This is a genomic window from Microbacterium sp. 20-116 (genome assembly GCF_041079415.1).
Taxonomy (GTDB): Bacteria; Actinomycetota; Actinomycetes; order Actinomycetales; family Microbacteriaceae; genus Microbacterium.
On sequence record NZ_JBFYGP010000002.1, the window covers coordinates 114,069 to 134,321 of the forward strand.

Consider the following 20,253-nt stretch of genomic DNA (forward strand, 5'->3'; position numbering starts at 1 on the left):
TGCCCGCGCATCCCGCCCCGCGCCCTGCTCAGCCCTGGGCGGGCTCGGACACGGCCGAGAGGTGCGCGATCTCGTCGGCCGTCAGCTCGAGAGAGGCGCTGGCGAGGAGATCGGCGACCTGCTCCACCTTCGAGGCGCTCGCGATGGGAGCGGCAACGCTCGGCTGGGCCCGCAGCCAGGCCAGGGCGGTGGTGGCGATGGAGGCGCCGTGCGCATCGCCGACCTCTTCGAGCGCGTCGATCAGCGCCAGTCCGGCCGGAGTGGCCAGCTTCGCGGCGCCTTCCGCCCGGGGCGAGGTGCCGGTGGCATCCGACGAACGGTACTTGCCGGTGAGGAATCCGCTCGCGAGCGCGTAGTACGGAACGAGCGACATGCCGTACCGCTCGGCCACAGGCACGATCTCGCTCTCGACATCGGTGCGGTGCACGAGGTTGTAGTGCGGCTGGACGGCGACCGGGAGATCTGCTCCGGAGGCCTCGGCGAGCGAGATCCATTCGCCGATGCGCGCCGCGGTGTAGTTCGACACCGCCACGTAGCGCACGAGCCCGTCGCTGACGAGGTCGGCGAAGCCGGCGACGGTCTCTTCGAGGGGCGTCTCGGCGTCATCGAAGTGGGCGTAGTAGAGGTCGATGGTGTCGATTCCGAGGCGCTTCAGCGAGGCTTCCGCCGCGGCGCGGATGTTCTTCGCGCCCAGTCCGCGGAACTCGGGGTGCTGGCTGACCTTGGTGGCCACCACGACGTTCTCGGGCTTGCGGGAGGCGAGCCACTCGCCGATGAGGGTCTCACTCTCGCCGCCCGAGTTGCCGGGCACCCAGGCGCTGTAGGCATCGGCGGTGTCGATGAAATTGCCACCCCCGGCATGGAAGGAGTCGAGCACCGCGAACGAGGTGTCTCGGTCGGCGGTCCAGCCGAAGACGTTGCCGCCCAGTGAGAGGGGGAGGATGTCGAGGTCGCTGCGTCCGATACGCGTCATGATGCCCTTCCTGTCGAAATCGGTGACAGGGAGGTCAACGATCGTCGTCGGAGGGCATTCCCACGACGCGCGGGTTCAGCTGCCTCCGGAGAGGATGCCGATCAGCCCGCTGACGAGGAGCCACAGGCCGATGCCGGCGCCGGCGATCCAGATGACGACGGTGCCCGCGGGGTACTTCTTCTTCCCGTCGGGGCCGCCCGGGGTCTCGGGAGCGCTCACGAGCGCACCATCGTGATGATCGAGACGATGAGCACGGCGAGACCTCCGATGACGGCGATGGCGGCGATGACGGGCCCTCCGCCGGCGAGGTAGGCGGCGACGCCCAGGGCGAGGAAGAGCACGGCCAGCACGATGCCGACGATCTGGTAGACGCGATAGCGCCGCCCGACCGGCGTCGTCCTGTGTTCGCTCACTGTTCCCCCTCGACTTCCAGGCTACCGAAAACCTGTGCGCTTCCTGAGCCGGTATCCGGGGAATCGCCCGAGTGTCCAGATCGCGGCGTAGCGTGGGCGCATGCCGCGCCCCGTACCCGACCCCGTCCGCCCCGGTCAGGAATCCGTGTGGGACTACCCTCGGCCCCCGCGGCTGGAGCGCGTCCGCAAGCGCGTGCAGATCGACTTCGGCGGCGTGCGCATCGCCGACACCGACGACGTCGTCCGGGTGCTCGAGACCAGTCATCCGCCCGTGTACTACGTGCCGATCGCCGCGTTCGGCGATGTCCTCACCCTCGGAGAAGGCGCCTCGTTCTGCGAGTTCAAAGGCGGCGCCCGGTACTTCGACGTGCACGGGGGAGGGGGAGCGGTTGCGCCGCGCGCCGCCTGGAACTACCCGCACCCCATGCCGGGGTACGAGCTGCTCGAGGACCGCGTGGCCGTCTACGCGGGCCCCATGGACCGCGTCGTTCTCGGCGGCGAGACGGTGAAACCGCAGCCCGGCGGGTTCTACGGCGGCTGGGTCACGAGCGACCTCGCGGGGCCGTTCAAGGGCGTCCCCGGTTCGATGGGCTGGTAGTCCGCGTCGCCAGGGCCGGGGCGTGCCCCGAGCGGATGCCGTGGCTCAGTCGCCGCGGAAGGCCTGCGGCACCGCCGCGTGCAGGTCGGCGAGCCACGCGCGAGCGTTGCCGTCGGAGGGGGCGCGCCAGTCTCCGCGCGGAGAGAGCGAACCGGCGGGCGACACCTTCGGCCCGTTCGGGATCGCGGTGCGCTTGAACTGCGCGAACCCGAAGAAGCGCTTCAGGAACACCTCGAGCCATCTCGCCACGGTGACGAGGTCGTACGCCGGGCGCTCTTCTTCGGGGTAGCCGGGCGGCCAGGCGCCGGCATCCGGATCATTCCAGGCGTGCGCCGCGAGGAAGGCGATCTTCGACGGCCGGAACCCGAAGCGCAGGACGTGGTACAGCGTGAAATCGTGCAGGTTGTAGGGGCCGATGCGGTCCTCGGTGGACTGCATGCGGCCGTCCTGCCCCGCGGGCACCAGCTCGGGGCTGATCTCGGTGTCGAGCACGGCCTGCAGCACCTGGACCGTGTCGTCGCTGAGCTCTCCCGAGGAGATCACCCAGCGGATGAGGTGCTGGATGAGGGTCTTCGGCACCCCGGGGTTCACCGAGTAGTGGCTCATCTGATCGCCCACGCCGTAGGTGGACCACCCGAGCGCGATCTCGGACAGGTCGCCGGTGCCGACGACGATCCCGTCGTTCTGGTTCGCGAGACGGAAGAGGTAGTCGGTGCGCAGCCCCGCCTGCACGTTCTCGAAGGTGACGTCGTGCACGGGTCGTCCCGCGGCGAAGGGGTGCCCCATGCGCGAGAGCATCTCGGTCGCCGCGGGGCGGATGTCGATCTCTTCGATCGAGGCGCCGACGGCCTCCGCCAGGGCGATCGCGTTGCGCTTGGTCTTCTCGCTCGTCGCGAAGCCGGGGAGCGTGTAGGTGAGGATGTCGCTACGCGGACGCCCCATTCGGTCCATGGCGCGCGCGATGACGAGAAGAGCGTGCGTGGAGTCGAGTCCGCCGCTCACCCCGAGCACCGGCCGCGGGTTGCCGATGGCCTGCAGGCGCTGGACGAGCCCCGACACCTGGATGTTGAAGGCCTCGTAGCAGTCCTGCGCGAGGCGAGCGGGGTCGTCGGGGACGAACGGGAAGCGGTCGACGGCACGGCGCAGACCGAGATCGGTCGCCGGTGGTGCGAGCTCGAACGGCACCGTGCGGAATGCGGGGGCCGTGGTGCGGCGGTTGTCGTCGAACGTGCCCTGGCGCAGGCGATCCTGACGGAGCCGGTCGAGATCGACGTCGGCGACGCTGCGCCGCGGCCCGTCGGGGAAGCGCTCGGTCGTGTCGAGCAGCTGGCCGCTCTCGTAGATCATGGTCTGGCCGTCCCAAGAGACGTCGTTGGTCGACTCGCCCTGGCCCGCGGCCGCGTAGGCGTAGACGGCGAGGCACCGCATCGACTGCGATTGCGAGAGCAGGTTGCGGTCGTCGGCGCGCCCGATCGTGATGGGGCTGCCCGAGAGGTTCGCGAGCACCGTGGCCCCGGCCAGTGCCGCCCCCGATGACGGCGGGATCGGAACCCAGACGTCTTCGCACACCTCGGCGTGCAGGGTCAGACCGGGCACGTCGACCGCATCGAACAGAAGGTCGGGCCCGAACGGCACCGTCTGGCCCGCGACGCGGATGTGCTGCCCGGCCTGGTCGTCGCCGCGGGCGTACCAGCGGTGCTCGTAGAACTCGCGGTACGTGGGCAGGTACGCCTTCGGGGCGACGCCGAGCACCCGGCCCCGGTGGATCACGACCGCGCAATTGAACAGGCGGTTGCCCTGGCGCAGCGGCGCGCCCACCAGCAGCACCGGAAGGAGGTCTGCGGATGCCAGGACCAGGCGCTCGAGGGCGGTCTCGACGGCGTCGAGCAGGGGATCCTGCATGACGAGGTCGTCGATCGCATAGCCGGTCAGGCACAGCTCGGGGAAGACCGCGACGGCGACCCCCTCGGCGTCGCAGGCGCGCGCCGATTGGAGCACGGCGTCGGCGTTCGTGGCGGGGTCGGCGACCGCGACGGGGATCGTGCACGCGGCGACGCGCGCGAACCCGTGCCGGTACACGTTCTCGAACGGCAGATCGGTGATCACCCCCTCAGTCTGTCAGCACCCTCCGACGGTGGGCAGTCCGGTTGCGAGAGCGACCTCCCCGTGGACGGTCGGCGGCCGATGTCGGCGGCCCCGGTTAGCGTGAATACCATGCGGTACATCGAGCAAGACGGGCGGATCGTCTGGAGCGCCAGCGACCTCAAGGCGGCGGCCGAGTGCGAATTCGCGTGGCTGCGCGCGATCGACGCCAAGATCGGACGCACCGCCCCCGTCGACGACCCCGAAGACGCCACCCTCGAGCGCGCGGCGCGGCTGGGTACGGCACACGAGCTGCGCGTGCTCGACGACGACCGCGCCCGCTTCGGCTCGGCGGTGCGCGAGATCCCCGCGGCGCGATCATCCGACGCCGAGGCGCTCGCCGAAGCCGTGCGCCTGACCGACGAGGCCCTCGCCGACCCGTCCATCGAGGTGGTCTATCAGGCCGCGTTCGCCACCGAGGAATTCGTCGGGTTCGCCGACTTCCTCGTGCGCGAGCCCGAGGCGTCGTCCGATGGAACACGCCGATGGATCGTGCAAGACACCAAGCTGGCGCGCCGCGCGCGCGTGACGGCGCTCATGCAGCTCGCCGCCTATGTCGATCAGCTCGATCGTCTCGGCGTGCCGCGCTCCGACGAGGTGCAGCTGCTGCTCGGCGACGGGTCGACGAGCACGCATCGCGTCGACGATCTGCTCCCGGTCTTCGGCCTCCGCCGCGAGCGCCTGCGCGCCCTGATCGCCGACCGCCGTGTCGACCTCGGTACCGCCGGACCCGTGATCGCCTGGGGCGACCCGCGCGGCGATCTCGGGGTCATCGCGTGCGGCCGATGCGCCACTTGTGAGCTCGAGGTCGTCGCCCACCGCGACCTTCTGCTCGTCGCGGGCATGCGGCCCGTCCAGCGCGACCGGTTGCGGGCGGGCGGCATCGAGACGATCGATCAGTTGGCGGTCGCGCCCGCGCCGCCCGCGGCCATGAGCGTCGACACCTTCGTCTCGTTGCGCACGCAGGCGCGCCTGCAGCTCGAGAGCCCGGCCGGCATCCCGGGCGCCGACCAGCCCGCCCACGCGGTGCCCACGTTCGAGATCGTCGCGCCCAAGTCGCTGGGCGTGCTCCCGCGGCCCGACCACGGCGACCTCTTCTTCGATTTCGAGGGCGACCCGCTGTACACCGAGGGCGTCGGCGAGCACTGGGGCATCGACTACCTCTTCGGGTGGGTCGACACCCGCGAGGTCTACGGAGCGCTCTGGGCGCACACCTTCGACGAAGAGCGAGCCGCCCTCGAGCGTTTCCTCGACATGGTCGCGCTGCGACGCCAGCGGCACCCGGGCATGCACATCTACCACTACGCCCCCTACGAGCCGACACACCTGCTCACGATGGCCGCCCGCTACGGCGTCCGCGAGGCCGACGTGGATCGGCTCCTGCGCGACGGCGTCTTCGTCGACCTCTACCCGGTCGTGCGTCGAGCGCTGCGGGTGGGGTCGCGCTCGTACTCGATCAAGAAGCTCGAGCCCCTGTACATGGGCGACGACGTGCGTACGAGCGACGTGCAGCGCGGCGACGACTCGATCGTGAAGTACGTCGAGGCCCGCGCGCTCGCTGCCGACGGCGATGCGGTCGCGGCGCAGCGCGTGCTCGACGACCTGGCCGACTACAACCGCTACGACTGCGTCTCGACCCGGCGCCTGCGCGACTGGCTCGTCGATCGCGCGCGCGAGTCGGGGGCTGTCCCCGCGCGCGGAGCCGAGCCCGACGAGCAGGCCTACGAGCCGTCGCCCCGCGCGACGGCCCTGCAGCGCTGGGCGGGCGATGCGGCAGAACCCGACGCGACCGCACTCCGTCTCGCCGCGGCCGCGATCGACTACTACCCGCGCGAAGAGAAGACCTACTGGGCCACGCACTTCCTGCGTCTGCGCGAGCCGCTCTCGGTTTGGGAAGAGACCCGTGACGTCGTCGTGGTCGACGCGGCACGCTCGCGCGTCGTCGCCGATTGGCACTTCCCCGAGTCGGGCCGCGGATCGGAGCGCCGTCTCGTCGAGCTCCGCGGCGAGGTCGCACCCGGCACGCGCGTGAGCGTGGACGGCGAGCCCTTCGCGGTCTACGACCTTCCCGCGCCCTTCCCGCTCGAGACGCGCCCCCGATGGATCCACGGTGCGCGCCGAGTGACGGTGCGCGAAGTGCTCGACGACGGAGCGATCGTCGAAGAGACCGCCGTCGACGGCGCGACCTGGCGCGACCTGCCGCTCGCCCTCACCCCGCCCGCACCCCCGCGCGCCGGGAATCAGCAGAAAGCGATCGACGCATGGGCCGACGGAGTCCTCGCCGCCGCCCCCGGGATCCCCGACGGCGCGGCCGCCGACATCCTGCGTCGCGTCCCGCCGCGCACGCTGTCGGGGGCACTCTCCCCGGTCACGAGCGTCGACGGCGCGACCGGCGACGACGAGGTCACCGCCATCGCGCGTAGCGTCGCCGACCTCGACCACAGCTATCTCGCCGTCCAAGGCCCTCCCGGCACGGGCAAGACCTACGTGGGCTCGCACGTCATCGCGCGCCTCGTCGCCGAGCGCGGCTACCGCATCGGGGTCGTGGCGCAATCCCACGCGACCATCGAGCACATGCTCGATCAGGTCATCGCGGCCGGGGTGCCGGCATCCCGGGTCGGGAAGGCGCCGAAAGATCCGAGTGCCCCGCACGCTTTCACGGTGCTGCCCAAGAACGGCGTGGCGTCGTTCACCGCCGAGAACGCCTCCACCGGCTTCGTCGTCGGGGGGACCGCCTGGGATTTCAGCCACGAGGCTCGTATCCCGCGCGGGAGCCTCGATCTGCTCGTGATCGACGAGGCGGGGCAGTTCTCGCTCGCCTCCACCATCGCGGTGTCGCTCGCGGCGCAGCGTCTCCTGCTGCTGGGCGACCCGCAGCAGCTGCCGCAGGTCAGTCAGGGTACGCACCCCGAACCCGTCGACACCTCGGCCCTGGGGTGGATCATCGACGGTGCCGAGGTGGTGCCGGACGAGTTCGGCTACTTCCTCGCGCGCACGCGCCGTATGCACCCCGCCGTCGCCGAGCCGGTCTCACGGCTGTCGTACGAGGGGCGTCTCGCCTCGCACCCCTCCACCGCTCTGCGCCGTCTCGACGGCGTCGACCCCGGCGTCCACCCTCGTCCCGTGCGGCACCGCGGCAACTCGACGTTCTCGAACGAAGAGGCCGCTGAGGTCGCGCGCCTGGTGTCCGAACTCGTGGGGCGCGAGTGGACGGGCGCCGAGGGGGGAGCGGGGGACTCCGCCATCGTGCATGCTCCCCGGTCGCTGCGGGCCGACGACATCATCGTCATCACCCCCTACAACGCACAACAGGTCGCCGTCGAAGAGGCCCTGGCCGCCGCGGGCTTCGCCGATGTCCCGGTCGGGACGGTCGACCGTTTCCAGGGCAAAGAAGCGGTCGTCGCGATCCTGACCCTCGCCGCGTCGTCGGGCCGGGAGGCTCCGCGCGGCCTGGAGTTCCTGCTGCTGCGCAATCGCATCAACGTCGCGATCTCACGCGCGATGCAGGCCGCCTACGTGGTGTACTCGCCCGCTCTGCTCGACGATCTCCCGCGGACCCCCGAAGGGGTCGCGCGGCTCAGCGGGTTCGCTCGATTGGTGGGCGCTCAGGCCGTGCCGTAGAGACGGTCGCCGGCGTCACCGAGACCGGGCACGATGTAGCCCTTCTCGTTGAGGCGCTCGTCGACGGCGCCGAGCACGAGAGTGACGTCGTGGCCCTCGACCTGCTTCTCGATCGCCGCAACGCCCTCGGGCGCGCCCAGCAGGCAGATCGCGGTGACGTCCTGCGCGCCACGCGCGAACAGGAACTTGATGGCCGCGCCGAGCGAGCCGCCGGTGGCGAGCATCGGGTCGAGCACGAAGCACTGGCGGTCGCTGAGGTCGTCGGGCAGGCGCTCGGCGTAGGTCGTCGGCTCGAAGGTCTCTTCGTCGCGGACCATGCCGAGGAATCCGACCTCGGCGGTGGGCAGGAGCTTCACCATGCCCTCGAGCATGCCGAGGCCGGCGCGCAGGATGGGCACCACGATCGGCCGGGGCTCACTGATTCTCACACCCATCGTCGTGGTGACCGGGGTCTGGATCTCGATCGGGTCGACGCGCACGTTGCGGGTCGCCTCATACGCGAGGAGCGTCACGAGCTCCTCGGTGAGCTGGCGGAACACCGGCGACGACGTCTGCACGTCACGCAGCACCGTGAGCTTGTGGGTGATGAGCGGGTGGTCGGCGACGTGGACACGCATAGGCTCAAGGCTAACCGTTTCCCCCGCACCCCACCGCCGTCGATTCTCGGAGCTCCCGTGACGCCCACCGCCGCAGACCTCGCCGCGATGCGGCGGGCCTTCGAGCTCGCCGACGCCGCCGAAGTCGACGGCGACGTCCCGGTGGGAGCCGTCGTCGTCGACTCCACCGGCCGGATCATCGGCGAGGGTCGCAACCTCCGCGAGGCCACGGGCGACCCCACCGCGCACGCCGAGGTCGTGGCGCTGCGCGAGGCCGCCCGTAACCGAAGTTCGTGGCACCTGGCGGAGTGCACGCTCGTGGTCACCCTCGAGCCGTGCGTGATGTGCGCGGGGGCGATCCTGCAGGCGCGCGTCGAGCGCGTCGTCTTCGGGTCGTGGGATGCCAAGGCGGGAGCCGCGGGATCCATGTACGACGTCCTGCGCGATCGGCGTCTTCCCCACCGCGTCGAGGTGGTCGGCGGGGTCGACGAGGAGCGGGCCGCCGCACAGCTCCGGGCGTTCTTCGAGAACCGCCGCTGAGCGCTCAGCGCGGGAGGAGCGGCAGGACCTCGGCGCCGATCTGACCGGCGTGATCGACGTCGCGCAAGTCCATGAGCTGGAAGTAGACCCGCTCCGCGCCGAGGGCCCGCAGCCTTTCCACCTTCTCGGCGACCTGCTCGGGTGTGCCGACGATGTTCGTACCGTCGTCGAACTCCGCGCGCGTGCGGCCGATCGCCTGAGCGCGCCGCTCGATCGCGGCCTCGTCCGAGCCGACGATGGTCGGCAGCGCGACCGAGAGCTTCAGCGTCTGCGGGTCGCGGCCGATCGTCTCGCACGCGGCGCGGACGACGGCGAACTTCTCGGCCACGACGTCTTCCGCGACGAAGCCGATGTTGAACTCCGTGGCGTACTTCGCGGCGAGAGCGGGGGTGCGCTTCGGGCCGCCGCCGCCCACGATCACCGGCACCGGCGACTGCACCGGCTTCGGCAGCGCGGGCGCTTCGTCGAGCGCGTAGTGCTCTCCGCGGAACGAGAAGGTGTCGGCATCCGGAGTCGACCACAGACCCGTGACGACCTGGAGCTGCTCTTCGAGCAGGTCGAAGCGCTTCGCCGGGAAGGGGATGCCGTAGGCCGCGTGCTCGCGCTCGAACCAGCCCGTGCCGAGGCCCAGCTCGACGCGTCCGCCCGACATGGCGTCGACCTGTGCGACCTGGATCGCGAGGATCGCGGGGACGCGGTACGTCACCGACGACACGAGCGTGCCCAGGCGGATGCGAGAGGTCTCGCGCGCGAGGCCGGCGAGGGTCGTCCACGCGTCGGTGGGGCCCGGTCGGGGATCGCCCGGGCCCATGCGCAGGTAGTGGTCCGAGCGGAAGAAGCCGTCGAGGCCGTGCTGTTCCGCCGAGCGCGCGAAAGCGAGTTGATCGTCGTAGGAGAAGCCCTGCTGGGGCTCGGTGAACAGGCAGTACTCCACGGGGACCTCCGGGGGACGGGCGAGTCGGGGACGGGTCAGTCGGCCGAGCGCAGGATGATCGCCTCGGTCGGCGGCGCCGGATCGGCGGGCCGACCGACGTAGCCGATGTGCGTCAGCAGCGCTCGGCGGAACTGCGCCGGGCGCTCGAGGTGGACGGAGTGTCCGGCCCCCTCGACGGGGACCTCGGTGACCTCGCCGCCCTTGTCCGCGTAGGCGGAGAGCACGTCGCGCGTCTGGGAGACCATCGGCTGTGCGGGGGCGACATCGGCGCCGGGCCAGTCGGGAACCACTCCGAGCGCGCCCAGGTGATTGACGTCGGAGAACGAGGCGTCCGAGACGATCGCGTCGGCGGTGCCGTAGATCCACAGGATCGCGGGTTTGTCTTCGAGGTCGACGATGCCCGAGACATCGAGGTACTTCGGCGCCAGCGCGTTGAGCACACCGGTCGTGCCGGGGGCGAAGCCCGGCCAGGTCGAGGTGACGACCGAGTCGCCCGGGTAGTTGCCGGTGGCCGTGGAGGTCGACAGCATCGCCTCGACCCATACGTCCTCGTGCTCGCTCCGGTAACCCGCGGCGACGTAGCCGGAGCGGAACACCGCGCGCGGCGAGGTCGGGGCCTCGTCGGTGGTGTCGTGGTCGATGAGTCGCTGGACGAAGTCGGGGTTCGCCGCCCCCGCACCGGCGCCGGCGTCTTCGTCGTTCAGCCGAGATCCGTCACGCCGCGTGCCGCCGAAGCCGTAGGGGGAGATGGGCGACTGCAGCGTGAGAGAGAGAACGGGGTGATCGAGCGCGTACTGCAGCACGACGGCCCCGCCCATCGACCAGCCGACGAGATGAGCGGAAGCGATGCCGAGGGCATCGAGCGTCGCGTGGAGATCGTCGCTGAAGTCGCGGACGCCGCGGGTGGCGTCGATGGGGCTGTGCTCGGTGCGACCGAAGCCGCGCAGGTCGACGGCGACGACGCGCAGCTCGCTCGGCAGGTCTTGCATGATCTCCTGCCAGAGCAGTGAGGAGGCGACGTTGCCGTGCACGAAGACGACCGTGTGCTCGGGGGCGGTGGCGGGGTCGTCGCCGACGCGCTCGAGCACGTTCACCCCCAGCCGGTCGGTCTCGACCAGGCGCGCGGTGATGCCGTCGAAGAGAGTCATCGCTAGTCCTCCGTATCGCTCGCCGGTGCTCCGGCACACCGTTTCCCGACTCTAACGCGCGCCCCTCTCGGTCGCACTCAGACTTGCCCCGCCGCGAGAGTCCGGTTCGTAGACTGGCTCGCATGACGGATGCCACGACCTCGCTGCCCCCGATCGCGATCCTCGGAGCCGGTTCCATGGGAGGCGCGATCCTCCGCGGCCTCGTCGCGGCCGGACTCACCGGGGGAGGGGTGACGGCGACCAACCGTTCGATCGCGAAGGCCGCCGAACTCGTCGACCTCGACGGGGTGACCAGCGTCGCTCTCGAGGCGAATCCGGCGGGAAACACCGACGCCGTCGCCGCCGCCGACATCGTGCTGGTGGGAGTCAAGCCCGCGATGGTGCCCGACCTGCTCGACGAGATCGCCCCGCATCTGCGCCCCGGCGCGATCGTGGTGAGCCTCGCCGCGGGCGTCACGCTCGACACGTTCGCCGCTCGTCTCGGCGAGGGCGTCGCCACCCTGCGCTCGATGCCGAACACCCCCTCGCTGGTCGGAAAGGGAGTCACCGGACTCGCCGCCGGACCCGCGGCCTCCGCCGCCGACATCGCCGTCGTCCGGGCGCTCTTCGAGACCGTGGGCTCGGTCCTGGAGGTCCCCGAGTCGCAGATCGATGCCCTCTCGACCATCTCGGGCTCCGGTCCCGCCTACGTCTTCCTCCTCGTCGAGGACTTCACCCGGGCCGCCGTGCGGATGGGCTTCGACGACGACCAGGCGCGCCTGCTCGCGGAGCAGACCTTCATCGGGGCCGCAGCTCTCATGGCATCCGCCGATGTCGATCCCGCCGAGCTGCGTCGCCGCGTCACCAGCCCGAAGGGCACCACCGAGCGCGCCGTGGCCGTCCTGCAGGACGCCCGACTCGACGACGCCTTCACCACCGCCGCCGAAGCCGCCCTCGCCCGCGCGAAAGAACTGGCCGCCGGGAGCTGACCGTGCACCTGCGGTTCACCGGGACGATCTGGTACTGGCGCGGCCCCGCGCCGTTCCACTTCGTCTCGGTGCCCGCAGCCGAGGCCGCGATGATCGCCGAGATCGCCCCCCTCGTGACCTACGGGTGGGGGATGATCCCGGCATCCGTGACGATCGGCCGCACGACCGCGACCACCGCGCTCTGGCCGAAGGACGGCGGTTACGTCGTGCCGGTCAAGAAAGCACTTCAGGATGCCGAGGGGCTCGCCGTCGACGACGAGGTCGAGGTCGCTCTCGACATCGACGCCTGAGGCGGGCGCCGCGGCTCAGCGATCGAGCGAGGCGAACCGCTCGATGTCGGAGTTGGTCCCCGACACGATGATGAGGTCGTGGTTGGTGACGACCGTGTTGGCCTCGGCGTAGCGGAACGGCCGGCCGGGGCTCTTCACGCCCACGACGGTCACGTTGTACTTCGACCGCACGCCGGATTCGTTCAGGCCCACACCGCGCACGAGCTTTGGCGGATACATCTTGGCGAGGACGAAGTCGTCGTCGAAACGGATGAAGTCGAGCATCCGTCCACTGACCAGGTGGGCCACGCGCTCGCCGGCCTCGGCCTCGGGGTAGATGACGTGGTTGGCACCGACGCGGGCGAGGATCTTGCCGTGCGACTGCGAGACGGCCTTCGCCCAGATCTGCGGCACCTTGAGGTCGACGAGGTTGGCGGTGATGAGCACCGATGCCTCGATGAGCGAGCCCACGGCGACCACGGCGACCTGGAAGTCCTGGGCGCCGATCTGCCGCAGGGCGTCGATATTGCGCGCGTCGGCCTGGACGGCGTGCGTGACGCGCTCCGACCACTTCTGCACGAGCTCGAGGTTGCCGTCGACGGCCAGGACCTCGCGGTCGAGTCGGTCGAGCTCGCCGGCGCAGGCGGCGCCGAAGCGGCCGAGTCCGATCACCAGGACGGGCGCGTCACTGCGGATGCGTTCAACCAACGATGGGCCTTTCCACGGGGAGCGCGTACAGCTGCGACCGGGACGACGCAGCCACTGCCGCAGCGAGTGTCACTGTACCAATGCGCCCCATGAACATCGTGGCCGCCATCACGTACTTCGCGGCTTCGGGGAGCTCGGCGGTGAGGCCCGTCGACAGGCCGACGGTGGCGAAAGCCGAGACGACGTCGAACAGCACGTGCTCGATGGGGGCGTCGGTGATGCGGCTGATGGTGACCGTCGAGATCGCGACGATGGTCGCGCCCCACGCGACGACCGAGAGGGCGACCCGCTGCACGTCGCTCGGGATGCGGCGACCGAAGGCCTGCACCGAGGGGCGGCCCTTGGCCTCGGAGAACACCGCCAGAGCCAGCACGGCCAGGGTCGTGACCTTGATGCCGCCCGCGGTGGAAGCGGATCCGCCGCCGACGAACATGAGCATCGATCCCACGATCAGGGTGGCCCCGTTGAGGTCGCCGATGTTGATGACGCTGAACCCGCCGGAGCGTGTCATGGCCGAGAGGAAGAACGCCTGGAACGTGGTGTCCCACGCATCCATGCTTCCGAATGTGAGGGGGTTGTCGTATTCCAGCAGCAGAATGACCCCGGCTCCGGCGAAGAACAACACGACGGTGGTGATGATGGTGAGCTTCGCGTGCAGGGACCACAGGCGGAAGCGCCAGTAGTGCCGCCACAGCGTGAAGATCACCGGGAAGCCGATCGAGCCGAGGAAGACCCCGGCCATGAGCACCGTGAGCAGGAAGTAGTCCTGAGCGAAGGGTGTGAGGCCGTCGGCGTTGGGCACGAAGCCCGTGTTCGTGAACGCCATCGCCGCGTAGTACGGCGCCTCCCAGAGCGCCACGAGCGGGCTGATCCCGCCGACGACGAGCGAGGGGTAGATGAGGACGGTGAGTCCCGCCTCGATCACGAGCGTGGACAGCGCCACGGTGCGCAGCAGCTGGCCGACCTCGCCGAGACGCACGGTCTGCCCCTCGTTCACCGGACCGCCGTGCACACGCAGGGGGTTGCTGTCGCCGGCGGCGATCAGCTTCGCGCGAAGACCCAGGCGCTTGGAGATCACCAGCCCGAGGATCGAGGCGAGGGTCAGCACACCGAGGGCGCCGACGTTGACGCCGATGTAGGTGATGACGCGTCCGAGGGGGGAGAAGTCGGAGTACATGTTCAGCGTCGACAATCCGGTGACGCAGATCGTCGAGACGGCGGTGAAGAGCGCGTCGGCGAAGGGGAGGCGCACACCGGTCGCCGAGGCGGCGGGCAGAGAGAAGAGCGCCGTGAACAGGGCGATGAGCGTCACGAACACCAGCACCGCGAAACGCGCGGGGGACGCGGTCGTGAGATTGCGTAATCGGTCCCATGCCTCGAAGGCGATGCGACGCAGTCGCACGGCCAGTCGAGCCTCGTTCGGCGTCGCCGCCATGCGCCGCTCCCTTCGGTGCCCGAACCCGAATCATGGTACTCGGGCCGGGGCGCCGCTAATCTGATGCCATGGCGGACATCTTCGACGTGATCGCTGACGGAACGCGTCGCGACATCCTTCAGCTGCTCCTCGACCGGGTAACCGGTGGTGAACGGGGGACGAGCGTCTCGCAGATCGTCGCCGCTCTCGGTGTGAGCCAGCCGACCGTCTCCAAGCACCTGAAGGTGCTGCGCGAGGCGGAGCTCGTCTCCGTGCGCGAAGAGGGACAACACCGCTACTACAGCCTCGCGGTCGCCCCTCTCGACGAGGTCGACGACTGGCTCGTCCCGTTCTTCTCCATCGATGACGACCACGAACCGGCCCTTCCCGATTCGGCGATGCACGCCGCCGAGGTCGTGGGCCGCGCCGCCGCGTCGGTGAAGCACTCCTTCTCGACCGCGTTCCGCAAGCTGCCGGGGCGATGAGCCCGCGGATGCCGCGGAATCCCGGCATCCGCTCATCACATTCGTCACAGTGGGCCCATAGGTTTACAGCCGTCCCAGCCAGACCCTAGAGTGTGCTCAGCATCAGGAGGGTGAGTTCACCCGGAACGAGGGGTGAACGATGGCCGAGTTGCCGGACGTGCGGTTCTTGACGGTCGCCGAGGTCGCGGAACTCATGCGCGTCTCGAAGATGACGGTCTACCGTCTCGTCCACGCGGGCGAGCTTCCGGCGGTGCGGTTCGGACGCAGCTACCGGGTGCCCGAATCGGCCGTCGCCGATGCCGTGCAACGACCGGTGTCCGACGTCGGCTAGACTGATCCGAGGCTTTTTTTCAACGCCTGCTGTTCCCGGGGGCCGAAATCGGCACCCAGACCCCGACTTAGTGAGGTTTTCCGTGGGTTCTGTCATCAAGAAGCGCCGTAAGCGCATGGCGAAGAAGAAGCACCGCAAGCTGCTTCGCAAGACTCGTCACCAGCGCCGCAACAAGAAGTAAAGCGGCCACCACACCGAGCGCCTGTCCGATTCGCGACGGGCGCTTCGTGTATCCGGTGCCGTTCGTCTCTCCGGAGGTAAGCATGCAGTCCATCTCGGTCCACGACCTGCACGCGGGGCGTGAACGCCCCCTGATCGACGTGCGCGAGGAGCACGAGTTCGCCGCGGGTCACGTTCCCGGCGCCGTGAATCTTCCGATGTCGACCATCGGCGAGCACCTCGAGGAACTCCCCGGAGAGCCGTTCGACGTGATCTGCCAGGCCGGCGGTCGCTCGGCGCGGGTCGTCGAAGCCCTCACGGCGCGCGGACACGATGCGACCAACGTCGAGGGTGGCACGGGCGAGTGGATCGCCTCGGGCTACGACGTCGAGTCCTGACCAGCGAGCGGACACGCGCGTCGCGCACCGGCTCTCGCCCTTCCCCCGCCTTCTAGGATGGTCAGGGTGACGACTCTCACGCTGATCGGAAAGCCCGACTGCCACCTCTGCGATGTGGCGGAGCAGATCGTCGAGACGGTCGTGGGTGAGCTCCCCGAGCGAGCCGCCGACCGCGTCACGATCGAGCAGGCCTCGATCGCCGACGATGCCGCCCTCTACGACAAGTGGTGGGAGAAAATCCCCGTCGTCCTCATCGACGGGGAGCTTCACGCGCACTGGCGCGTCTCGGCCGACCGTCTCCGCGCCGCCCTCCTCGCGGCAGACACCCAAGGAGCCTCCGCGTGAGCATCCGTCACATCGTCCTCTGGAAGCTCTCGGCGGACGACGCCGACACGCGTGCGCTGCACGCGGAGCAGATCGCTGAGCGCTTGTCGGCCCTCGACGGGGTCATCGACGAGATCCAGCACATCGAGGTGGGGCGCAACGTCGTCAACCCGCAGTCGAACTGGGACGTCGCTCTGGTCAGCGAGTTCGCCGACGTCGACGCGCTCGAGCGCTACCAGGTGCATCCCGCCCACCAGGAGGTCGCGGCCTTCGTGCGCTCCGTCGTGGCGGAGCGGTCTTCGGTCGACTACCCGTTCTGAGCGGGCTCGGCCCCGACGGGGGCTTTCTTTTGCCCGTTTGTGATAACGGTTCTCAATATCGATAAGCTCTCGATCGGTTCACCCGAGCCACTGATCGAGAAAGCTGTCCATGCCCCCACGCCTCCGTCGTCGACCGACGACTTCCCTGGCCGTTCTGCTGCTCTCAGCAGCGGTCGCATCCACCGCCTGCAGCGCCCCGCCGGCGGCATCCACCGATTCCCCCGACGGTCGACGAATCCTCGTGTCGACCGCTCCGGGATGGGCCTCCGCCGCCCCCGAGGCGTCGCTCGACGCGCGCCTGACGGCCACCGTGCTGCTCACCGACTCGGCGACGGCCGCGGAGGCGAGTGCGGCGCGCTCGTGGCTCGAAACGGCCGGAATCGAGATCGTCCGAGACCGTGAGAGCATCCGCGCGCTCTCGGTGACCGGGCCGGCGTCGGCGTTCGCCTCGGCCTTCGACACCTCCTTCGGTGAGACGACCGTGGACGGTCGCGCGGCGTTCGCTCCCACCCGCGATCTGTCCGTTCCTCGCGAGGCCGGTGCCATCGAGTCCGTCGCCGGTCTCGTCGATACCGACGCGATGAGCCCCAGCACCGACGCCGCGCCCGTGCGCAGCGACGATTGCGCCGCGTACTGGGGGCAGACGCTCTCGTCGTCGTGGCCGTCGTCGGTCCAGGTCGAGCATCGCTCGAACGCGCTGTGCGGGTACGGGCCCACGCAACTGCGCGCGATCCACCAGCTCCCGGCGGATGCGCGCGGCGCGGGAGCGACCGTGGCGATCGTCGGAGTCTTCGACGATGACACGGTCGCCGCGAACACGGACGCGTACTTCGCGCGGGAGGGTCTGCCCGCTCTCCGGGAGGGGCAGTACACCCACCACGCTTCCGCGAACCCGGACGTCACCCGCTGCGGAGGTCCCTCGGCGTGGACCGTCGAGCAGCATCTTGACGTGCAGGCGGTGCGCGCGATGGCCCCTGACGCCGACATCGTCTACTGGGGGGCCGACGACTGCCTCGCCGCGACGCTCTATCTGCGCGTCCTCGACGCCGTCGAAGCCCCCGTCACCCCGAGTGTGATCTCGCTCTCGTTCGGCGGGCCCGAAGAGCTCGACACCGATGCCGACCGCACCCTGCTGAACCGCGTGCTGGTCGAAGCCGCGTCCCGCGGTGTGTCGGTCTTCGCCTCGAGCGGCAACGACGGCGACTACTCCCTCGCCGGCGACCACCACGACGAGACCGACGTGGCGACGCCGGCCTCCAGTCCGTACGTCACCGCGGTGGGCGGGGCCAGCATCGGCCTCGACGCCGACAATCGCATCGCCGTCGAATCCGGGTGGGAGGTGCAGACCCGCTTCGCCCAGAACGGTGGCATCATCCCGCCGGGCTTCCTCTACGGCGCCGGAGGCGGGGAGTCGGCCTTCTACCCGCGCCCCAGTTGGCAGAGCGAGCGCATCGCGCACGCGGGATCGGGGCGACTCGTCCCCGACGTCGCCTCGCTCGCCGATCCCAACACGGGCTTCACCGTCGCGGTGCCGCGTGACGGGGCACTGTCGTACGAGGCCCACGGCGGCACGAGCCTGGCAACGCCGATGGTCGCGAGCATGGTCGCGATCGCCAAGGCGCGCACCGGGGTGGAGGTCGGTCTCGCCGCGCCCTTCCTGTACGCCCTGGCCGGGTCGAGCGCGATTCGCGACGTCGTTCCCGCGTCAGCCGGCACGTGGTACCGCCGCGACGAGAGCACCGGTCAGCTGTGGCTCGAGACCCTCTACCTGTGGGACACCCGGCCCCAGTCCCTGCAGACCGCGGCCGGGTGGGACCCGGTCACCGGTGTCGGCATTCCGAACGGCGCCGACTTCCTCGATCGATTCGGAGCAGACCAGTGACCCCGCGACCCCGTACCCGATTTCTCGCCGCCATCGTCGGTGCGCTCATCACGGCAGCCGCCGTCGCGGGCGCCGTCCCCGCGAACGGAGCGGTGTCGATCCCCTCGACCTCGGCCTCCGGCATCCAGATCCTCGATGCCGACGGCGGTGCGCTCCAGCAGCCCGCGCCCCTCAGCGAATGGACCAGCGGGGCGACCGTCGACAACTCCCTCTCGGAGACCGGCGACGCGCTGAAGCTCAACACCACCCGCGCGACGGGGTTGACCGCCCGAGCGGCCTCCGACGGAGCGCAGACGAGAATCGACAGCGGCCTGTTCCAGCTGCGCGACCGCGTCCCTGTCGCCTTCACCGGCCTGCGTGCCAGCTGCGGGACCGACGGGAGCACGTCGGTGACCTTCGACACGCTGACGGTCGACGGCAAGGACGTCTTGAATCCGTCCAAGCTGTCGGCGGGATACACGGTCGCGTTGCCGACGTCCGCCACGTGGGGGTCGACGCGGCTGGTCGTCGCCGAACGCACCATCGACCGCGGTCGAGCCCAGGTGACGGCCCTGCGGATCGAGGCCGAAGCGGGGTGGTCGGAGATCTGGCGCGTGCGTCTCGGCGTGGTGGCGTGTGCTCCCGCGGCGTCTGCGTCACCCGCCCTCGTCTCGGGTGTCACCGTCACAGCACCGAACGGGGCCGCGCTGATCCCGGGCGCTCCCCGCCTGGAGGCCGAAGGCTCGGTCGCCGCGCAGGCGGTGAGCGGGACGGCCCCGGCATCGTCCGCAGCAGACGTCTCCGTCGCTCACGCGGCCGACGGGTCGAGCGCGGTGTCGGTGGGATCGTTCCGCCAGGTGCCGGACACATCTTCCGTCGGCGAGTACATGTGGTCGGCCCTACGCGTCTACGGCCTGCGTCTTTCGGTGGACGGCGACGGCTCGTCGCGCGTGAGCTTCGCCGACACCGGATCCGCCGTCTTCGTCAACGGGATCTGGATCAACACGGGAACCGACCTCTACACGGGCCTGGATGCCACGGGCTCGCCGCGCGTGCGCGTGCACCTGAACGAGCGCGTCACGCAGAGCGACGGCAGCGTTCTGATCACCGCGCTGCGCTACGAGGACCTCACGGGCGCCTACCCCGCGGTCAGCCTCGGCGTCGTGCGGTGGTCTCCCGCGGCGGCCGCGCCGACGCCCACTCCCGAGCCGTCGACGACCAGCGCGCCACCGCTCCCTCCGCGTTACGCCTTCGCCGTCGACGCCGTGGGCCCCTCGGCCATCGCACCTGCTTTCGTGTCCGCACCCGGGGAGACGAAGGCCGCGCACGCCGCATCGGCCGACGCCGATGCGCAGACGGTCACCGACGGTTTCGCCGGCCAGATCAGCGTGCGGGGGATCGAGACAGCCAGCTCCGCCGGGGCGGCTTCGGTGGGGGTGGACGACCTCGTCCTGTACCCCGGGACGGCGATGGAGGTGTCGCTGCGGGACGTGCGCCTGCAGGTCACGTCGACCGGTACGACGCTGACCACCGGTGGCGGTACGGTCGCCGGGCAGACGATTCCTGCGGGGGCGGTGCCGGCGGGGACCCGCTTCGCCGTGGCGGGGCGGACGGCGGTCGTCACGCTGAACGCGCAGGCGGTCGACGGGCAGGCGCAGACCGCTGTGGCGCTCCAAGTGGATGACCGTCGCGGCCTCGGCGCGCTCGTGCGCGTCGGCGTCGTCGCGGCCGACGCTCCGCAGAACTCGTCGGATCCGGGATCCGGGAGCCAGCCGGCACCGCAGCCTCGGCCCTCGGACGGCTCGTCCCCCGAGCAATTGACGCCCGGCCCGATCGGTAAGGACGACGTGCGCGTCCCCGGCGGTGTCGCGGCATCGACGTCGGGAGCGTTGGCGAAGACCGGTGCGGATGTCTCTGCCGTTCCCGGGCTGATCGTCGCGGGGGCGTTCGCGGCCGTCGGTGGCGCGGTCCTGATCGTCTTCACCCGACGCCGTCGCCAGGGACGCCGCTGAGGGGAGGGGGCTCCGGCAGTGCACCGGAGCCCCCTTCTC

General features: G+C 70.4%; 22 protein-coding genes. 13 read left to right on the forward strand and 9 right to left on the reverse strand.

Features of this window, described 5'->3' with window-relative positions:
* Window positions 1-28 precede the first annotated feature (28 nt).
* The 3 genes from AB6V29_RS04560 to AB6V29_RS04570 all read right to left on the reverse strand — a co-directional run bounded on the left by AB6V29_RS04560 (window position 29) and on the right by AB6V29_RS04570 (window position 1,386).
* Window positions 29-973: an aldo/keto reductase gene (locus tag AB6V29_RS04560; RefSeq protein WP_369357287.1), complete on the reverse strand. Its 945-nt coding sequence runs from the start codon at window positions 971-973 to the stop codon at window positions 29-31.
* 75 nt (window positions 974-1,048) lie between these two features.
* Complete coding sequence (locus AB6V29_RS04565; RefSeq protein WP_210073073.1) at window positions 1,049-1,192, reverse strand: hypothetical protein; 144 nt, start codon at window positions 1,190-1,192, stop codon at window positions 1,049-1,051.
* A complete protein-coding gene (locus AB6V29_RS04570) occupies window positions 1,189-1,386 on the reverse strand; it encodes a hypothetical protein (protein WP_210073075.1) in 198 nt (65 codons plus the stop codon). Before AB6V29_RS04570 ends, AB6V29_RS04565 begins: the two co-directional genes overlap by 4 nt.
* Window positions 1,387-1,486: 100 nt before the next feature.
* Between AB6V29_RS04570 and AB6V29_RS04575 the strand changes: the two genes are divergently transcribed.
* Window positions 1,487-1,984, forward strand: coding sequence for a DUF427 domain-containing protein (locus AB6V29_RS04575; RefSeq protein WP_369357289.1), 498 nt, complete (start codon window positions 1,487-1,489; stop codon window positions 1,982-1,984).
* A 45-nt stretch (window positions 1,985-2,029) separates the two neighbouring features.
* Here the strand turns inward: AB6V29_RS04575 and AB6V29_RS04580 are convergent, their stop codons facing one another.
* A complete protein-coding gene (locus tag AB6V29_RS04580) occupies window positions 2,030-4,090 on the reverse strand; it encodes an NAD(+) synthase (RefSeq protein ID WP_369357290.1) in 2,061 nt (686 codons plus the stop codon).
* A 108-nt stretch (window positions 4,091-4,198) separates the two neighbouring features.
* Here AB6V29_RS04580 and AB6V29_RS04585 point away from each other — a divergent pair, with 108 nt between their 5' ends.
* Window positions 4,199-7,747, forward strand: coding sequence for a TM0106 family RecB-like putative nuclease (locus AB6V29_RS04585; RefSeq protein ID WP_369357291.1), 3,549 nt, complete (start codon window positions 4,199-4,201; stop codon window positions 7,745-7,747).
* On the opposite strand, the gene upp is transcribed toward AB6V29_RS04585, so the two are convergent.
* The gene (gene upp / locus AB6V29_RS04590; RefSeq protein WP_210073086.1) at window positions 7,732-8,364 is read right to left on the reverse strand and encodes a uracil phosphoribosyltransferase; all 633 of its coding nucleotides are present in this window, start codon (window positions 8,362-8,364) and stop codon (window positions 7,732-7,734) included. The two genes, AB6V29_RS04585 and upp, sit on opposite strands and share 16 nt — an antisense overlap.
* A gap of 87 nt (window positions 8,365-8,451) precedes the next feature.
* Here upp and tadA point away from each other — a divergent pair, with 87 nt between their 5' ends.
* Window positions 8,452-8,883: a tRNA adenosine(34) deaminase TadA gene (tadA, locus tag AB6V29_RS04595; protein ID WP_267789348.1), complete on the forward strand. Its 432-nt coding sequence runs from the start codon at window positions 8,452-8,454 to the stop codon at window positions 8,881-8,883.
* 4 nt (window positions 8,884-8,887) lie between these two features.
* Here tadA and AB6V29_RS04600 read toward each other — a convergent pair whose 3' ends face one another.
* Both AB6V29_RS04600 and AB6V29_RS04605 read right to left on the reverse strand, forming a co-directional pair.
* Complete coding sequence (locus AB6V29_RS04600; RefSeq protein ID WP_369357293.1) at window positions 8,888-9,817, reverse strand: LLM class F420-dependent oxidoreductase; 930 nt, start codon at window positions 9,815-9,817, stop codon at window positions 8,888-8,890.
* Between the two features lie 35 nt (window positions 9,818-9,852).
* The gene (locus AB6V29_RS04605; RefSeq protein ID WP_369357294.1) at window positions 9,853-10,965 is read right to left on the reverse strand and encodes an alpha/beta fold hydrolase; all 1,113 of its coding nucleotides are present in this window, start codon (window positions 10,963-10,965) and stop codon (window positions 9,853-9,855) included.
* A 122-nt stretch (window positions 10,966-11,087) separates the two neighbouring features.
* On the opposite strand from AB6V29_RS04605, the gene proC reads away from it, so the two are divergent.
* Window positions 11,088-11,933 carry a pyrroline-5-carboxylate reductase gene (proC, locus tag AB6V29_RS04610; protein WP_267788061.1) on the forward strand — a complete coding sequence of 282 codons (846 nt, stop codon included), beginning with the start codon at window positions 11,088-11,090 and terminating at the stop codon, window positions 11,931-11,933.
* A gap of 2 nt (window positions 11,934-11,935) precedes the next feature.
* Window positions 11,936-12,223, forward strand: a complete 288-nt coding sequence (locus AB6V29_RS04615) for a DUF1905 domain-containing protein (RefSeq protein WP_369357295.1) — start codon at window positions 11,936-11,938, stop codon at window positions 12,221-12,223.
* Window positions 12,224-12,238: 15 nt separating this feature from the next.
* Here AB6V29_RS04615 and AB6V29_RS04620 read toward each other — a convergent pair whose 3' ends face one another.
* Window positions 12,239-12,910: a TrkA family potassium uptake protein gene (locus tag AB6V29_RS04620; RefSeq protein WP_056224009.1), complete on the reverse strand. Its 672-nt coding sequence runs from the start codon at window positions 12,908-12,910 to the stop codon at window positions 12,239-12,241.
* Window positions 12,903-14,345 carry a TrkH family potassium uptake protein gene (locus AB6V29_RS04625; RefSeq protein WP_210073097.1) on the reverse strand — a complete coding sequence of 481 codons (1,443 nt, stop codon included), beginning with the start codon at window positions 14,343-14,345 and terminating at the stop codon, window positions 12,903-12,905. Before AB6V29_RS04625 ends, AB6V29_RS04620 begins: the two co-directional genes overlap by 8 nt.
* Window positions 14,346-14,413: 68 nt before the next feature.
* Here AB6V29_RS04625 and AB6V29_RS04630 point away from each other — a divergent pair, with 68 nt between their 5' ends.
* The 8 genes from AB6V29_RS04630 (at window position 14,414) to AB6V29_RS04665 (ending at window position 20,214) form a co-directional block, all read left to right on the forward strand.
* Entirely contained in the window at window positions 14,414-14,809 is a 396-nt protein-coding gene (locus tag AB6V29_RS04630; protein WP_267788057.1) for a helix-turn-helix transcriptional regulator, read from the forward strand.
* Between the two features lie 139 nt (window positions 14,810-14,948).
* Window positions 14,949-15,140 carry a helix-turn-helix domain-containing protein gene (locus AB6V29_RS04635; RefSeq protein ID WP_103205849.1) on the forward strand — a complete coding sequence of 64 codons (192 nt, stop codon included), beginning with the start codon at window positions 14,949-14,951 and terminating at the stop codon, window positions 15,138-15,140.
* A gap of 82 nt (window positions 15,141-15,222) precedes the next feature.
* A complete protein-coding gene (locus AB6V29_RS04640; protein WP_003792170.1) occupies window positions 15,223-15,321 on the forward strand; it encodes an AURKAIP1/COX24 domain-containing protein in 99 nt (32 codons plus the stop codon).
* 82 nt (window positions 15,322-15,403) lie between these two features.
* Window positions 15,404-15,697, forward strand: a complete 294-nt coding sequence (locus AB6V29_RS04645) for a rhodanese-like domain-containing protein (protein ID WP_210073101.1) — start codon at window positions 15,404-15,406, stop codon at window positions 15,695-15,697.
* Between the two features lie 66 nt (window positions 15,698-15,763).
* The gene (locus AB6V29_RS04650) at window positions 15,764-16,042 is read left to right on the forward strand and encodes a glutaredoxin family protein (RefSeq protein WP_210073103.1); all 279 of its coding nucleotides are present in this window, start codon (window positions 15,764-15,766) and stop codon (window positions 16,040-16,042) included.
* Window positions 16,039-16,341 (forward strand): Dabb family protein, encoded by a 303-nt coding sequence (locus tag AB6V29_RS04655; protein ID WP_210073105.1) that lies wholly within the window; start codon window positions 16,039-16,041, stop codon window positions 16,339-16,341. Before AB6V29_RS04650 ends, AB6V29_RS04655 begins: the two co-directional genes overlap by 4 nt.
* A 109-nt stretch (window positions 16,342-16,450) precedes the next feature.
* The gene (locus tag AB6V29_RS04660; RefSeq protein WP_267788050.1) at window positions 16,451-18,223 is read left to right on the forward strand and encodes a S8 family serine peptidase; all 1,773 of its coding nucleotides are present in this window, start codon (window positions 16,451-16,453) and stop codon (window positions 18,221-18,223) included.
* A complete protein-coding gene (locus AB6V29_RS04665; RefSeq protein ID WP_369357296.1) occupies window positions 18,220-20,214 on the forward strand; it encodes a hypothetical protein in 1,995 nt (664 codons plus the stop codon). Before AB6V29_RS04660 ends, AB6V29_RS04665 begins: the two co-directional genes overlap by 4 nt.
* Window positions 20,215-20,253 lie beyond the last annotated feature (39 nt).

What these genes read in the sequence shown, in the direction of transcription:
- AB6V29_RS04605 (WP_369357294.1), bottom strand. Translation starts at nt 10,965, where the DNA reads ATGACTCTCTTCGACGGCATCACCGCGCGCCTGGTCGAGACCGACCGG.
- AB6V29_RS04625 (WP_210073097.1), bottom strand. Translation starts at nt 14,345, where the DNA reads ATGGCGGCGACGCCGAACGAGGCTCGACTGGCCGTGCGACTGCGTCGC.
- AB6V29_RS04645 (WP_210073101.1), top strand. Translation starts at nt 15,404, where the DNA reads ATGCAGTCCATCTCGGTCCACGACCTGCACGCGGGGCGTGAACGCCCC.
- tadA (WP_267789348.1), top strand. Translation starts at nt 8,452, where the DNA reads ATGCGGCGGGCCTTCGAGCTCGCCGACGCCGCCGAAGTCGACGGCGAC.
- proC (WP_267788061.1), top strand. Translation starts at nt 11,088, where the DNA reads ATGACGGATGCCACGACCTCGCTGCCCCCGATCGCGATCCTCGGAGCC.
- AB6V29_RS04630 (WP_267788057.1), top strand. Translation starts at nt 14,414, where the DNA reads ATGGCGGACATCTTCGACGTGATCGCTGACGGAACGCGTCGCGACATC.
- AB6V29_RS04635 (WP_103205849.1), top strand. Translation starts at nt 14,949, where the DNA reads ATGGCCGAGTTGCCGGACGTGCGGTTCTTGACGGTCGCCGAGGTCGCG.
- upp (WP_210073086.1), bottom strand. Translation starts at nt 8,364, where the DNA reads ATGCGTGTCCACGTCGCCGACCACCCGCTCATCACCCACAAGCTCACG.
- AB6V29_RS04560 (WP_369357287.1), bottom strand. Translation starts at nt 973, where the DNA reads ATGACGCGTATCGGACGCAGCGACCTCGACATCCTCCCCCTCTCACTG.
- AB6V29_RS04575 (WP_369357289.1), top strand. Translation starts at nt 1,487, where the DNA reads ATGCCGCGCCCCGTACCCGACCCCGTCCGCCCCGGTCAGGAATCCGTG.
- AB6V29_RS04585 (WP_369357291.1), top strand. Translation starts at nt 4,199, where the DNA reads ATGCGGTACATCGAGCAAGACGGGCGGATCGTCTGGAGCGCCAGCGAC.
- AB6V29_RS04660 (WP_267788050.1), top strand. Translation starts at nt 16,451, where the DNA reads ATGCCCCCACGCCTCCGTCGTCGACCGACGACTTCCCTGGCCGTTCTG.